Here is a 14,251-nt window from a genome sequence, read left to right as displayed (position 1 = left end):
GCTCGACGGCCTGACGATCGGCGCGGGCGGCGTGGGCGGGCTGGGATTGCGGGCGGCGGGTGCAGCACGGCCAGGACCTGGGCATCGGCATCGGGGAGGGCCTAACCGACCGGGGTGCACGACGGCCTGGCGATCGGCGCGGGCGGGTGGGGATTGCGGTTGGTGGGTGCCGGGTGGCCGGGTCCTGGTAGTTGTGGTGGGCGCGTGTGTTGTGATCCTGTCGTCGGGGCGAGGATTTGCCTACAGTGGCGGGTGTGAAGGTCGCAGGCAGTGCCGTGATCGGCATCGACAGAGAGCGCGTGTGGTCCGCGCTGCAGGATCCGGCGGTGCTGGTGCGCACCATCCCGGGTTGCGAGCGTCTGGAGGAGACCGGTGCCGACACCTACCGGATGACGGTCAACGCGGGGGTCGCCTCGGTGAAGGGCGTCTATCAGGGCGAGGTCGCGCTGGCCGACCAGCACCAGCCCGAGAGCTTCGTGCTCAAGGCCCGCGGCCAGGGCGCGCCGGGCACAGTGGACGCCACCATCCTGGTACGGCTGGCCGAGGAGGAAGGCCGCACCAGGGTCGACTACGACGCCGACGCCGTGGTGGGCGGGATGATCGGCGGCGTGGGGCAGCGGATGCTCGGCTCGGTGGCCCGCCGTACCGCGGACGAGTTCTTCGCGGCCGTCGAGCAGGCGCTGCTGTCGGGCGCCCCCGACGGCGCTGTGGCGGCGCAGTCCGCTCAGGTCGCGGGGGTCGAGCCGGGCGGAGCGCAGGCTCGTCCGGTGTACGAGCGGCCGCTCAAGGAGCAGGCGCAGACCAGGCCGTGGGTGATGCTGGCGGCGTTCGGGATGGGTGCGGGCATCGCTATCACCGGCGTCGCGGTCGGCTGGCTCCTCGGCCGCGCGGGCCGCCGCTCCTGACGGCCCGGATCCGGCTGGCGGCGGCTTGACCGGTGTGGCGGCCGGGGGCGATCTGAGCGGCGTGATGTCCGGGGCCGGGGCCCGAGTGGGATCTGCCGGGGGTGGCGATCGGAATGGGCTGGGGCGAGGCGGCCCGGCCGGGGCCGGGGTGGCTCGGATGGTGTGGTGGTCGGGATCGGGCGTGGGGGTGGGTGGCGTGAGCTCTGGAGGAAAAGGATCTCCGGGCGTAGCGTGGCGAGTATGCGGCAGGCACACGCTGAAGACGCGCGCACCGAGGCCCGGCGGGTCGTGCGCAACCTGCTGGGCGAAGAGCACCCGACCGCCGGCACGCTGATCGCGGACGCGCGGCCGGTGCTGGGTGACGCTCGTACCGACCGGTGTCTCGCGCTCGCGCTGGGCGCCTCGCTCACCAGGCGCTCCGCCGAGCTGTCCGCCGTCGCCGCGCTCCTGGTCGGCACGCGCGACCTGGGCCAGGAGTGGTGGGGAAGGGCCAGAGGCGGCAAGCTGCCCGCCCCCGACGAGGTGCTGGAGACGGCCGTCGCCATCGAGCCGTGGACCGATCTGACGGCGCTGGAGATGCTGGCCGCCTGGATCGCCGACGACACCGCCGACGAGCTGTGGGGCCCGGCCGTGGCCGGGGTCGACCTGAACTCCTGGCAGGCCGAGGACCGCTTCGAGCTGCCGCCGGGCGTCAAGCCCGGCCAGCGGCTGGTCGTGCACTTCGACGCGGGCGGCCGCCTGGACGCCGTGGTCACCCGCCGCCCCGACGACGACCTGGGCTCGAACCTGGACTTCCACTCGCTGCGTTATTCCAGGCCCGCCGAGGCGCAGTGGAGCTGGGGCGTGGCCGCCGGGCTCGGGCCGCACCCGCTGCCGGGAGAGGACCCCGACCCGTACGCGCGCGAGGTCGACAGCACGGCCGTCGGCATCCTGCGGGCCTGGGGGCTGCGCCACGGCGCCACTCACGAGCAGCTGGGCGAGCGGTGGAAGAACGTGGGCGACGTGGTGGCCGCCATCGAGCGGGTCGACTGGATGTGGCGCAGCGCCGAGTGGTTCGGCTGGTGGCGGGGTGCCTCCGCGCTCGTGGACGACTCCGGCTACCTGCCCTACCGCCTGGAGGAGCTCGCGTCGGGGTAGCGGACGACTTCGGCCCGCCTGGAGGAGTTGGCGTCTGGGTTGCGCCGGAATTGTTCGCGTCCCGAAGCGGTTGTGCTTGTCCGTGAAAGTCGAGATCTTTTCGGACGTAGCCTGTCCTTGGTGCTATATCGGTCACGCTCGATTCGCCCGCGCCGCCGAGGCGTTCAGGGCCAAGGGCGGCCAGATCGAGGTGACGATGCGCCCCTTCCAGCTCAACCCCGCCGCCACCTCCGACGGTGAGCCGCTGCTGACCCACCTGGAGCGCAAGTTCGGCGCGAACGCGGCTCAGATGAGCGCCCGCGTCTCCGCCGCGGCCGAGCCCGACGGGCTGGAGATGCACTTCGACACCGCCGTCAGCGCCAACACCTTCGAAGCCCATCGCCTCATCGCCCTGGCCACCGAGCAGGGCAAGGGTGAGGAGATGGCCCAGCGGCTGTTCAAGGCGTACTTCACCGACGCCCTCAACGTCGGTGACCCCGAGGTGCTGGCCAAGCTGGCCGCCGACGTGGGCGTCGAGGACACCGGCGAGGGTGCGGCCGAGGTGCGCGAGCAGCTCGACAGGGCCGGGCAGCTGGGGATCTCCGGCGTGCCGCTGTTCCTGTTCGAGGGCAAGTACGCCGTCTCGGGCGCCCAGCCGCTGGAGGCCTTCGAGGCCGCCATCGACGAGGTGGCCGAGCGCACGGGTCAGACCCCGATCGTCAGCCTGGCCGCCCCCGCCGACGGCTGCGAGGACGGCTACTGCGCCGTCTGAAGCGGTTCGATGATCTCCTCGGCCACCCACCGGGCCACGTGGTCCGGTGCGGGCCGCAGGATGTTCAGCACGAAGTGGCTGAACCCGATCGCCACCAGGTCGCCGATCGTGCGCCGGGTGGCGGCCGGGTCGGCGTAGTCCACGAACAGCTGGGTCGAGCGCACGACCGAGCGCCCGGTCGCGGCGCACCGCTCGTCCAGCGCCTTGCTCCGGTCGGCCAGGAAGTCGAGCGTGTTGTGCGGCGGCCCGGGCACGTTCCACACGTCGGCGTGCTCGGCCACCACCCCGAGCGTCCTGTCGCCCCAGCCGCCGATCAGCAGCGGCGGCGCGGTCGCCGGCTTGGGCCGGAGGACGGCGTCCCGCAGCTGGTAGTGGCGCCCGTCGAAGTCGAAGTGGTCCTCGCGCCACAGCCTCCGGATGATCTCGCACGACTCGGCGAGCCTGGCCACCCCCTCACCCGGTGACACGAGCGGCAGGCCGTACGCGCCGAACTCGCGCGGCCCGAGCGTGTCGCCCTGCTGTCGCGTCGCGCCCGCGCCCAGCCCCAGCACCAGCCGCCCGTGCGAGATCTCGTCGACCGTCGCGGCCATCTTCGCCAGTACGGCGGGCGGCCTGGTCATGTTGCCCGTCACCATCAGCCCGAGCCGCAGCCGCCGGGTGCGCGCGGCCAGCGCGGACAGCATCGTCCAGCCCTCGTGGATGGGCGTCTCGACCGGCCCGCGCAGCGGCAGGAAGTGGTCCCACAGCCAGGCGTGCTCGATGGCGGGGATGCCGTCGGCCTCCTGCCAGATCTCCGCGAGCTCGTCGAACGTCGTGTCGACGGGCACGGTCTTGATGCCAAAGCTCAGCTTCATCGAAAGTCAGCTCCACAAATCGTCAGTGCCACTGATGATTACCCTAGTGCGAGAATCGGAACGTGTCGAGTCGTCTGGGATACCTGCTCAAGCACGCACAGCTCCGCCTGACGGAGCTGACGGGCCCCGCCCTGGCGCCCTACAGGATCGACGGGCGGGAACTGGCCGTGCTGGCCGTCTTCGACGTGGCGGAGCCGATCTCGCAGCAGGAGGCGGCCACGCGCCTGGGCATCGACCGCACCACGATGGTCGCGATGGTCGACACCCTGGAGGGCAAGGGCCTGGTGACCCGGCGCCCCGACCCGGCCGACCGGCGCAGGAACCTCGTCGAGCTGACGGTCAAGGGGCGTGAGACGCACCGCGACGGCGGCCTCGCGGTGGAGCGGGCGGAGCGCGAGTTCCTCGCCGAGGTCGCGGACGAGGACGCCAGGCTGTTCAGGGACGTGCTCAGTCGCCTGGTTCGAGCGGCGCGGTGAGGTGTGACTGGATCGCCCGGCCCACGGCGGCGGCGATCACGGCGGGATCCATGGAGGCCAGCGGCTCGATCCCGAGCAGGTAGCGGACGTAGGCGACGCCCAGAGTCTGGCTGAGTACCAGCGCGGCCCGCGGCTCGATGTCGGGGTCGTCGGGGAAGGCGGCGCGCAGCGCGGGCACGATCTGCGTGCCGAAGATCTCCTGGACGCGCTGCGCCGATTCGGGATGGGTGGGTGCCGTCCGCAGCAGGATGGCCTCTGCGGCGTTCTCGCCCGCCTCCCAGCGGTCCAGGAAGGCCTTGGCGTAGCGGTGGGCCGCCTGGTCGGGCGGCAGGTCGGGCACTGCGAGGTCGATGGCGGAGGCCGCCGCGTACAGCTCGGCCTTGCTGCCGAAGTAGCGGATCACCATGGACGGGTCGATCCCGGCGTCCGCGGCGATGGCCCGGATCGTGGCCCGCTCGTAGCCCTCAACGGCGAAGCGGCCCTGCGCGGCGGCCAGGATGGCGGCTCTGGTCTGGGCGGATCGCTCGGTGAAGGCCATGCCAACAAGTGTAGGCCAACAGCCGTGGGCCGTGTTAGCGTTTGCCCACAACTGTTGGCAAACACGGATTGGCATCAGTCATGCTCCCCTCGGAAACCTCCGTCCTCATCGTCGGAGCCGGTCCCGTCGGCCTCACCCTGGCCGCCTCCCTCACCGCGCAGGGCGTCGACGCGGTGCTCGTCGACAAGCTGGCCGAAGGTCTGAACACCTCGCGCGCCGCGGTCGTCCACGCCCGCACCCTCGAGGTCCTGCGCGAGGTCGGCATCGCCGACGAGCTGGTCGAGCGGGGCATCGTGGTGCCCCGCTTCACCATCCGCGACCACGACAAGGTCCTGCTCACCGTCGACTTCGGCGAGCTGCCCACCGACTACCCGTTCACGCTGCTCGTCCCGCAGGACGTCACCGAGGAACTGCTGCTGAAGCGGCTTGAGGAGGTCGGCGGCCACGTGCACAGGCCGCTCGAGCTGGCAGGCGTCGAGACCGACGAGTCCGGCGTGACCGCGACCATGGCCACCGGCGAGACGATCCGCGCGCGCTACGTGGTCGGCGCCGACGGCATGCACAGCACGCTGCGCGAGCACACCGGGATCGGCTTCACCGGCGACACCTACGCGCAGTCGTTCGTGCTCGCCGACATGCACCTGGACCAGGACTTCGGCGCCGAGGTCAGGCTCCACCTGACCGCCGAGGGCGTGCTGGTGCTCGCGCCGCTGCCCGGCGGGCGGCACCGGCTGGTCGCCACCGTGGAGGAGGCGCCGCACGAGCCGGGCCTGGAGTACGTCCAGTCCCTGCTGGACGAGTACGTCACCGTGAAGGACGTGGTGTGGAGCTCACGCTTCCGCGTCCACCACCGACTGGCCGACCACTACCGCGCCGGTCGGCTCTTCCTGGCGGGCGACGCGGCCCACGTGCACAGCCCGGCCGGCGGGCAGGGCATGAACACCGGCATCCAGGACGCGGTCAACCTCGCGGGGAAGCTGGTCGCCGTCCTGGAGAAGGGCGCCCCCGACAGCGTGCTCGACGAGTACGAGGCCGAGCGGCGGCCGGTGGCCGAGGAAGTGGTGGCCTTCACCCACCGCATCACCCGCATCGCCACCGTGGGCAACTCGCCGCTGCGCGGCATCCGCAACGCGGCCCTGCGCACGCTCGACTTCATCCCCGCCGTCCACAGGAAGATGGCGCTCACGCTCTCCGAGCTGGAGAACTAGGCGGCAGCCGTACCCTCGCCCAGGTCGCCCGAGCGGTGGTGGCGGCGGCACAGCACCTGGTAGCGCACGGGCGCGGCGTCGGTGTCGCCGATCACCACCTGCTCGCCCTCGCGCGCCATCACGCCGCCCACCACCCGGGCGTTGAGCAGCCCGGGCCGTCCGCACCAGCACAGCACCTCGACCTGGAGCCGGCACACCTCGTCGGCCAGCTCGAACAGCCGCCGCGCCGCGGGGAACATCACCGAACGGAAGTCGGAGGCCAGCCCGAAGGCGTAGACGTCGACGCCGTGCTCGTCGACCAGGTCGGCCAGTTGCTCGATCTGCTCCACGGAGTAGAAGCAGGCCTCGTCACAGATCAGGTAGTCGATCCCGGCGTGCGAGGTGACCAGCTCCACCAGGTCGAGCCCGTCGTGCACCTCGACGGCCTCCTGGCCCAGGCCGATCCGGCTGGTGACCTGCGGGCCGCCGGAACGGTCGTGCTTGGTCAGCACCAGCCCGCGCCTGCCCCGGCGCCCATGGTTGTAGTTCATCTGCAGGGCCAGGGTGGACTTCCCGCAATCCATGGGGCCGAAGTAGAACTTCAGTACGGCATCGCGTCGAGACAGATCGGTCACGGGGTGCCACCCTAGCGGCTTGGCTCAATCCATGACCTCGTGGGAGATTTCTCTCCTGACGCATCAGGAGGAACTGTGGTCACCGACAAACCGCAAGCATTGGAAGCGATGATGACACCGGACGATGTGACGGCCGCCCAGGCCGACGCCGCCAGGTGGCGCTACGGCTTCCTCGTCGTGGTGACCGGGATCGTGGCCGTCCTGGTCGCCTTCGGTGCTGCGGTCTTCGCCACCAGGGAGTTCGCGGCGCTGTTCGCCGGCGTGGCCGGGGTGGTCGGCACGATCATCGGGGCATATTTCGGCGTGCAGGCTGGTCAGTCGGGTAAGGCAAAGGTGGAGGCCGAACTGGCCAAGGCCCAGGAACTGGTAGTTCGGCTGGCGGCATACGTGGGGACCGAGAACGCGCCGCGGGTCATCGACGAAGTGCTCGGCCGCCGTCGAAGCTGAGGAATCCATGCAGAGCGTCCGTATCGGGGTCGACACCGGGGGCACCTTCACCGACGTGGTGGCGGTGGACGAGCAGACCGGTGAGATCGTCACGACCAAGACACCCTCCACCCCGGCCAACCCGGCCGACGGGTTCATCGCGGGCATCCAGAAGCTGGGGGAGCTCGACGTAAGCTCGGTCGTGCACGGCACCACCGTGGCCACCAACCAACTGCTCGAGGACCGGATCGCGAACCTGGGGTTCATCACCACCGAGGGGTTCGAGTTCGTCCTGGAGATCGCCCGGCAGAGCGTCCCCGACAGCTACGGCAACTCCTACTTCTGGGTCAAACCGCCCAGGATCGTTCCAGTGCACCTGGTCAGGACCGTCGGGGGACGGCTCGACCACCTGGGCAACGAGGTCAGGCCGTTCTCGATCGAGCAGGCCGTCGAGGTGGCCCGCTGGTTCAGGGCCCGCGGGATCACCGCGATCGGCGTGTGCTTCCTGCACTCCTACGCCAACCCCGAGCACGAGCGGCGGATGCGGGAGGTGCTGGCCGCCGAGCATCCCGAGGCCGTGGTCTCGCTGTCCAGCGACGTGCTGCGCGAGTACCGCGAGTACGAGAGGTCGGTCACGACGCTCGTCGATGCCGCCGTCAAGCCCACCATGCGGCGATATATCGCCAATTTGTCGGGCAGGTTGGGCATGCCGTTCGCGGTCATGAAGTCCAACGGCGGCGTGCTGTCGGCCCGTGAGGTCGTCAACCAGCCCATCTCCACCGTGCTGTCGGGCCCCGCGGCCGGGGCGCTCGGCGCGGCGCTGATCGCCTCCACCGCCGGCCACGGCTCGGTGATCACCCTGGACGGCGGCGGCACCTCCACCGACGTGGCGGTGGTCCTGGACGGCGAGCCCTCCCTGACCACCGAGGGCAGCGTCGGCCGCTACCCGTGCAAGATCCCGATGATCGACATCGTGACGGTCGGCGCCGGGGGCGGCTCGATCGCCTCGATCTCGCCCGAGGGCACGCTGAAGGTCGGGCCGCGCTCGGCGGGCGCCGACCCGGGACCGCTCTGCTACGGCCGCGGCGGCACCGAGGTGACCGTCACCGACGCGCACGTGTTCCTGGGACGCATCCCGCCGCACCTGCTCGGCGGCGAGATCCCGCTCCACGCCGACGCCGCCCGCGCCGGGATCGAGGCGCTGGCCGACAAGCTGGGACTCAGCCCCGAGCGCACCGCCACCGGCATCCTGGAGATCAGCGCGTTCAACCAGAGCAACGCCATCCGCCAGCTGACCGTCAAGCGCGGCCTGGACGTGCGCGACTTCCCGCTGGTCACCTTCGGCGGCTCGGGGCCTCTGCTGGCCTGCCGCCTCATCGACATCCTCGGCCTGCCCGCGGTCCTGGTGCCGCGCCAGCCCGGGAACGTTTCAGCGTTCGGCCTGCTGACCGTGGACGTCAAGAACGACTACGTGCGCACCCACGTCACCCGCGACCCGGCGCCGGACACGGCGGCCAGGATCCTGGGCGAGCTGGAGGCCGAGGCGGCCGAGGCGCTGGACAGGGAGGGCTTCGACGAGCCGGTCTTCGCCCGCAGCGCCGACCTGCGCTACTACGGCCAGGCCTACGAGGTGCGCGTCGCGGCTCCTGCAGGACCCGTCGACGATGACTGGCTCGCCGAGGTGGCCGGCCGCTTCCACGACGCGCACGAGAAGCTGTACGGCTACGCCTACCGCGACGACCCGCGCCACGCGGTCGAATGGGTCAACCTGCGCGTGTCCGGCATCGGCCCGATCACCCGCCCGGCGATCCACCGCTTCACGGCCACCGCGGGGGAGCCGACGGAGCGGACGGTCCACTTCGAGGAGTCCGTGACAGCCCCGGTCCACCAGCGCGACACGCTCGCCCCCGGCACCGTGGTCGAGGGCCCGGCGGTCATCGAGGAGTACGGCTCCACCACTCCCCTCCACCCCGGCTTCACCGCGACGGTGGACGAATACGGAAATCTGGAGATCCGCCGTGGCTGATCCCATCCTGATCGAGATCGTCGAGGGCACCCTGGCCTCCGTGGAGAAGGAGGTCGAGACCGCCATCGCCCGCACGGCGCGGTCACCGATGATCCGCGACGCGCACGACTTCAGGGCCGGCATCCACGACGTCAAGCTGCGCAAGCTGACGGGCCGCTCCTACAGCGCGCTGGTCCAGCCGGTCGTCCGCGACTTCCCGATCGAGACGATGAAGCCGGGCGACGTCTACTTCCACAACGACGTCTACCTGTCGGAAGGCGGCATCGGCCACCTGCCCGACCTGTGCGTCACCGTCCCCGTCTTCCACGGCGGCGAGGTCGTCGCGTTCGTGCAGGCCTTCGGCCACCACGACGACATCGGCGGCGCCGTACCGGGGAGCATGCCCTCGCACGCCCGCAGCGTCTACGAGGAGGGCCTGATGGTCCCCCCGATCAAGCTGTGGGACCAGGGCGTGCCCAACGAGGCGGCGCTGCGCATCATGACGCGCAACTCCCGGATGCCCGACTCGCTGGCCGGCGACCTCGACGCCGAGTGCTCGGCCTGCCTCATGGGCGCCCGCCGTCTGGGCGAGCTGTTCGACAGGTACGGCAAGCAGAACGTCGAAGCCTGCTTCGACGCCATCATCGACAAGACCACCGAGACGTTCCGGCGGGAACTGCTGGCCAAGATCCCCGAGGGGACCTACGTCTGGGAGGACTACGCCGAGCACGACGGCGTGGACGAGCCCCGGCTGCACGCCCAGCGCATCACGCTCACCGTCGACCACTCGGAGAGCAGGAGCTCGCGACGAGAGAGCGACGAAGGAGCCAACGAGGAGCGAAGCGGGCTCGACCATGAACACGCGCCCGCGCCGCTCACGATCGACTTCACCGGCACCTCGCCGCAGGCCAAGGGGCCGATCAACCACGCGGGCGACTACGCCGACGGGGTGTTCCTGAAGAAGTGGCTGGCGCCCGTCCTGCGCAACCTGGCCGACACCCCGGAGCGGATGGCCGAGCTGGACGTCAACGAGGGGGTCGTCCCCCTCATCGAGATGCGCTTCCCCGGCAAGGGGACGCTGCTGACCCCGGTCTTCCCCGCGCCCACGAACGCCCGCACGTTCGTCATCCTGCGCCTGCTCGGCGTGCTCGCCGGGGTGCTGGCCAAGGCCACCGGCGGCCGCATGCCCGCCGACCAGGAGACCATCCGCTACACCGGCGTCTACGGCGCCGACGGCGAGGGCCACCCGTACCTCATGCGCGAGGTGCTCGGCGGCGGGTCGGGCGGGCGCTGGTACGCCGATGGGGAGGACACCATCCACGTGGTGCCCGACTCGCGCAACATCCCGGTGGAGTTCGCCGAGGCCCGCTGGCCGTTCCGGGTGGAGCGGCTGGCGCTGGCCACCGACTCCGGCGGGCCCGGCATGTTCCGCGGCGGGCTCGGCTACGACAAGCACATCAGGATGCTGCGCGACGCGTCCTACATGTCCATCGCCGACCGGTCGATCCTGTCGTGCTGGGGCGTGAACGGCGGGCTTGCCGGGCGGCCGTTCCGGGTGGAGATCGCGGGCAAGGAGATGGAGGGCCTGGTCGACGACCACCCGGTGCAGGCGGGCGAGGTCATCCGCATCCGCACCACCGGCGGGGGCGGCTGGGGCTCGCCGTACGACAGGGATCCGCGTGCGGTGGCGGCGGACGTGCGCGACGGCAAGGTGTCGATCGCGGGCGCGCTCGGCGACTACGGCGTGGTGCTCGACGGCGACCGCATCGACGAGGAGGGCACCGCCGAGCTGCGCGCCCGGCTGCGGCCCTCGACCGGGCGCTTCTTCGACCGCGGGCCCGGCTATCCGAAGCTGGCGGGCGGGCGGACGCACGCCGAGGTGGACGAGCTGTGAGGATCGCGCTGGCCGGGCTGGCCACGAGCCACCCGTACACCGACGCGCACACTCTCTCCAAGCACGGCGAGCTGGCCGTCTGGGAACCCGACCAGGAGCGCCTGAGGCGCTTCACCGACGAGCATCCCGGCGCTCATGTTGCCCCGTCGCTCGAGGCCCTGATGCAGTCAGGGCCCGACGGCGTGGTGCTCACCGTGCCGAACCCGCGGGCGCCCGCCGCGCTGGCGCGCGTGCTCGAGACGGGCGCGCCCGTCTTCATGAACAAGCCGGCCGCCGCCTCGCGCGAGCAGCTCGACGCGCTCGACCGGCTGCCCATCGGCGACCGGGTGATGTCGGCCTCGGTGCTGCGCTTCGCGCCGTCGTTCGCAGGCGTCACCGTGGACCCGGCCGAGGTGCTGGCGGTGCGGGCCACGGTCCGCCACGACGTGGGCATGTGGGCGAACGGCTACAACGCCTGGCAGGACACGCCGGGCCAGGGCGGCGGCACCATGGTCACGATGGGCGTCCACGGCGTGGAGCTGCTGGTCGCGCTGCTCGGCCCCGACGTACGGCTGGCCGGGGCGGCCGGCGCGGTCCGCCACTACGAGGGCCTGCGCTCGGAGGACACCGGGGTGATGGCGCTGCGGTGGGGGAGCGGCATCACCGGCACGGTCGAGATCCTCGGCGTCTCCGAACAGGAGCGCTACACCGTCACCGTGCACACCCGCGCGGGCGACCGCGAGATCGTCATCGAGGCCGGTGACGACCCGCTGAAGGGCCTGGGTTACGAGGGCACGATCGAGGCGTTCCTCGCGATGGTCGCGGGCGCCCCCAGCCCGGTGCCCTGGGAGCAGACCAGGGCGATCCTGGAGATCCTTGTCAGCGCCCGCGAAGCAGCGCCGGCTCCGGGAACCGCCTGACCGACCGCAGCCCGCCCTCGTGATCCACAGTGTCGTCGAGCTCGTGGATCACGTTGCGACAGGACCGCCGCCGGCTTCTTGACGTCGTGTCGCGCGCGGGCACCTGTTTCCTCATCGGCCAGGGCGCCAAGATCCTCGGTACCGACGCCGTCGGCGGGGACCGGCCCATCCCCGCGCTGCCCGAGGCCTTTATCGCGCAGCGCGGGGACCGGCCCATCTCCGCGCTGCGTGAAGCCTTCATCGCGCAGCAGCTCGACAACCTCGCCGCGCTCCCGCCGACCGGCTTCTTCCCGCTCAGGCTGATCGGTGCCACCGCGGCCCCCGCCCGGGTCGTCGCCTTCCTGCATTGACACCTCGGCTCTTTGATGGTTACGGTCTGGACCGTAAATGAGAGGAGCTGAGATTGCGCACGCTGGAAGAACTCGAGGAGCGCCTGGCCCGGCCGAGCGAGGCACTCGTCCACGACCTGGCCGAGCTCGATGGCGACATCATGATCCTGGGCGCAGGGGGCAAGCTCGGCCCCAGCCTGGTGCGGCTGGCGCTCAACGCGGTGCGGGGCTCGCGCCGGGTGATCGCGGTCTCCCGCTTCTCCGAGCCCGGCCTGGCCGAGGCGCTGGAGGGTGACGGCGCCGCGGTCGTGGCCGCCGACGTCGCCGACGTCGAATCGCTGCCGGACGCCGAGAACGTCGTCTTCCTGGTCGGCGCCAAGTTCGGCACGTCGGGGCGCGAGTCGACCGCCTGGTTCACCAACACCTACCTGCCCGGCCGGGTCGCCGAGCGCTTCCGCGGCAGCCGCATCGCCGCGCTGTCGACCGGCAACGTCTACCCGCTCGTGCCCGTGACCTCCGGCGGCGCCACCGAGGACACCCTCGTCGGCCCCGTCGGCGACTACGCGATGAGCTGCCTGGGCCGCGAGCGGGTCATGACGCACTTCTCCGAGACCCACGGCACGCCGCTGGCGCTCATCCGCCTCAACTACGCCGTCGAACTCCGGTACGGCGTGCTGGTCGACCTGGCGCAGAAGGTGCTCGCCGGCGAGCCCGTCGACCTGTCCACGGGCCACGTCAACGTGGTCTGGCAGGGGTACGCCAACGAGGTCACCCTGCGGTCCCTGCGGCACGCCGCGGCCCCGCCGTACGTGCTCAACCTGACGGGGCCCGAGCTGCTGTCGGTACGGCAGGCCGCGACGGACCTGGGGCGGGCGCTCGGCAAGGAGCCCGTCTTCACCGGCGAGGAGGCGGCCACGGCGCTGCTGTCCAACGCGGGGCGCTGCCATCGGACCTTCGGATACCCGTCGATGACGCCCGCCGAGCTGATCGAGCACGTGGCGGCGTGGGTGTCCGCGGGCGGGCGGCTGCTCGGCAAGCCGACCAAGTTCGAACGCCGCGACGGGCGTTTCTGATTCTGTTGCGAAATTTCTGAGAAAGAGGGGGCATATCGTGCTTCGCGCGGCGCCCGAGGCGCAGACGTCCGTGCGTGACCTGTTCAGGCGCGGTCTGGTGATTCCGGCGCACCCGCTGGCGCTGACCGCCTCCAGGAAGCTGGACGAGCGGCGGCAGCGGGCGCTGACCCGCTACTACGTGGAGGCGGGCGCGGGCGGGCTGGCCGTGGGGGTGCACACCACGCAGTTCGCCATCCACGGGACCCCGCTGCTCGCGCCTGTGCTCGAACTGGCGGCGGTGACCTCGCGGGAGTTCTCGCGCGACGTCGTCCTGGTGGCGGGGGCGACCGGGCCTACGGCGCAGGCGGTCGCGGAGGCGGAGTCGGCGCGGTCGCTCGGGTACCACATGGTGCTGCTGAGTCCCCATGCCGAGCTTTCCGAGGACGAGCTGATCGACCGGGCGCGGGCCGTGGGGGAGGTGCTGCCGGTCATCGGCTTCTACCTGCAACCGGCGGTAGGCGGCCGCCCCCTGTCGCGAAATTTCTGGACACGGCTGGCGGAGATCGAGGCGGTCGTCGGGATCAAGGTCGCCCCCTTCGACCGCTACCGGACGCTGGACGTGCTGCACGGCGTGGTCCGTGCCGGCCGTGCCGGTGAGGTCGCCCTCTACACCGGCAACGACGACCACATCCTGACGGACCTCATCACGCCCCACTCCGTGGTCGTGGACGGCCGCACGGTCGAGGTCGAGTTCGTCGGTGGCCTCCTCGGCCAGTGGGCGGTCTGGGTGCGCCGCGCCGTCGACCTCCTCGAGGAGGCCCGCCGCGCCCGCGCGGGCGACCCCGACGCGGCCCGCCGCCTCCTCACGCTCGACGGCCACCTCACGGACGCCAACGCCGCCATCTTCGACTCGGCCAACGCCTTCCACGGCTGCATCCCCGGCATCCACGAGATCCTGCGCCGCCAGGGCCTCCTGGAGGGCCGCTGGTGCCTGGACCCCGCAGAAGACCTTTCCCCCGGCCAACTGGCCGAGATCGACCGCATCTGGCAGGCCTACCCCCACCTCCGGGACGACGACTTCGTAACCTCCGGCCTGACCCGCTGGCTCTCCTAGCCCCATGCACGGACTGGGTACGCGACGTGATGCGCGGCTTGGGCGGAGT

Annotated in this window: 15 protein-coding genes; 12 read left to right on the top strand and 3 right to left on the bottom strand. The window is 71.5% G+C overall.

The window, feature by feature from the left end; genetic code table 11:
• Nucleotides 1-254 precede the first annotated feature (254 nt).
• The 3 genes from KIK09_RS16525 to KIK09_RS16515 all read left to right on the top strand — a co-directional run bounded on the left by KIK09_RS16525 (nt 255) and on the right by KIK09_RS16515 (nt 2,793).
• On the top strand, nt 255-905 hold the full coding sequence (locus KIK09_RS16525; RefSeq protein WP_214320092.1) for an SRPBCC family protein: 651 nt from the start codon (nt 255-257) through the stop codon (nt 903-905).
• Nucleotides 906-1,145: 240 nt separating this feature from the next.
• Entirely contained in the window at nt 1,146-2,042 is an 897-nt protein-coding gene (locus KIK09_RS16520) for a hypothetical protein (RefSeq protein ID WP_214320091.1), read from the top strand.
• A gap of 82 nt (nt 2,043-2,124) precedes the next feature.
• Nucleotides 2,125-2,793: a DsbA family oxidoreductase gene (locus KIK09_RS16515; protein WP_214320704.1), complete on the top strand. Its 669-nt coding sequence runs from the start codon at nt 2,125-2,127 to the stop codon at nt 2,791-2,793.
• Here KIK09_RS16515 and KIK09_RS16510 read toward each other — a convergent pair.
• Nucleotides 2,778-3,647, bottom strand: coding sequence for an LLM class flavin-dependent oxidoreductase (locus KIK09_RS16510; RefSeq protein WP_214320090.1), 870 nt, complete (start codon nt 3,645-3,647; stop codon nt 2,778-2,780). The genes KIK09_RS16515 and KIK09_RS16510 overlap by 16 nt on opposite strands.
• A gap of 62 nt (nt 3,648-3,709) precedes the next feature.
• Between KIK09_RS16510 and KIK09_RS16505 the strand changes: the two genes are divergently transcribed.
• On the top strand, nt 3,710-4,123 hold the full coding sequence (locus tag KIK09_RS16505; protein ID WP_214320089.1) for a MarR family winged helix-turn-helix transcriptional regulator: 414 nt from the start codon (nt 3,710-3,712) through the stop codon (nt 4,121-4,123).
• Here the strand turns inward: KIK09_RS16505 and KIK09_RS16500 are convergent.
• The gene (locus KIK09_RS16500; protein ID WP_214320088.1) at nt 4,095-4,661 is read right to left on the bottom strand and encodes a TetR/AcrR family transcriptional regulator; all 567 of its coding nucleotides are present in this window, start codon (nt 4,659-4,661) and stop codon (nt 4,095-4,097) included. The two genes, KIK09_RS16505 and KIK09_RS16500, sit on opposite strands and share 29 nt — an antisense overlap.
• 80 nt (nt 4,662-4,741) lie before the next feature.
• On the opposite strand from KIK09_RS16500, the gene KIK09_RS16495 reads away from it, so the two are divergent.
• A complete protein-coding gene (locus KIK09_RS16495) occupies nt 4,742-5,869 on the top strand; it encodes an FAD-dependent monooxygenase (protein WP_214320087.1) in 1,128 nt (375 codons plus the stop codon).
• On the opposite strand, the gene KIK09_RS16490 is transcribed toward KIK09_RS16495, so the two are convergent.
• A complete protein-coding gene (locus KIK09_RS16490; protein WP_214320086.1) occupies nt 5,866-6,483 on the bottom strand; it encodes a thymidine kinase in 618 nt (205 codons plus the stop codon). The genes KIK09_RS16495 and KIK09_RS16490 overlap by 4 nt on opposite strands.
• 75 nt (nt 6,484-6,558) lie before the next feature.
• Here KIK09_RS16490 and KIK09_RS16485 point away from each other — a divergent pair, with 75 nt between their 5' ends.
• Genes KIK09_RS16485 through KIK09_RS16455 form a run of 7 tightly spaced genes read left to right on the top strand, consistent with a single transcriptional unit; the run spans nt 6,559 to nt 14,202 of the window.
• Complete coding sequence (locus tag KIK09_RS16485) at nt 6,559-6,930, top strand: hypothetical protein (protein ID WP_214320085.1); 372 nt, start codon at nt 6,559-6,561, stop codon at nt 6,928-6,930.
• Nucleotides 6,931-6,937: 7 nt separating this feature from the next.
• On the top strand, nt 6,938-8,935 hold the full coding sequence (locus KIK09_RS16480; protein WP_214320084.1) for a hydantoinase/oxoprolinase family protein: 1,998 nt from the start codon (nt 6,938-6,940) through the stop codon (nt 8,933-8,935).
• Nucleotides 8,928-10,808 (top strand): hydantoinase B/oxoprolinase family protein, encoded by a 1,881-nt coding sequence (locus KIK09_RS16475; RefSeq protein WP_214320083.1) that lies wholly within the window; start codon nt 8,928-8,930, stop codon nt 10,806-10,808. The genes KIK09_RS16480 and KIK09_RS16475 overlap by 8 nt, the downstream gene beginning before the upstream one ends.
• The gene (locus tag KIK09_RS60030; RefSeq protein WP_214320082.1) at nt 10,805-11,707 is read left to right on the top strand and encodes a Gfo/Idh/MocA family protein; all 903 of its coding nucleotides are present in this window, start codon (nt 10,805-10,807) and stop codon (nt 11,705-11,707) included. Before KIK09_RS16475 ends, KIK09_RS60030 begins: the two co-directional genes overlap by 4 nt.
• A 53-nt stretch (nt 11,708-11,760) precedes the next feature.
• A complete protein-coding gene (locus KIK09_RS16465) occupies nt 11,761-12,057 on the top strand; it encodes a cyclase family protein (protein ID WP_214320081.1) in 297 nt (98 codons plus the stop codon).
• Nucleotides 12,058-12,110: 53 nt separating this feature from the next.
• Nucleotides 12,111-13,109, top strand: coding sequence for an NAD-dependent epimerase/dehydratase family protein (locus tag KIK09_RS16460; protein ID WP_214320080.1), 999 nt, complete (start codon nt 12,111-12,113; stop codon nt 13,107-13,109).
• 37 nt (nt 13,110-13,146) lie between these two features.
• Nucleotides 13,147-14,202 carry a dihydrodipicolinate synthase family protein gene (locus KIK09_RS16455; protein WP_214320079.1) on the top strand — a complete coding sequence of 352 codons (1,056 nt, stop codon included), beginning with the start codon at nt 13,147-13,149 and terminating at the stop codon, nt 14,200-14,202.
• Nucleotides 14,203-14,251: the final 49 nt, after the last annotated feature.

This window comes from Nonomuraea sediminis (assembly GCF_018531495.1).
GTDB classification, from domain to species: domain Bacteria; phylum Actinomycetota; class Actinomycetes; order Streptosporangiales; family Streptosporangiaceae; genus Nonomuraea; species Nonomuraea sediminis.
This window is presented reverse-complemented; position numbering and strand designations above follow the sequence as displayed.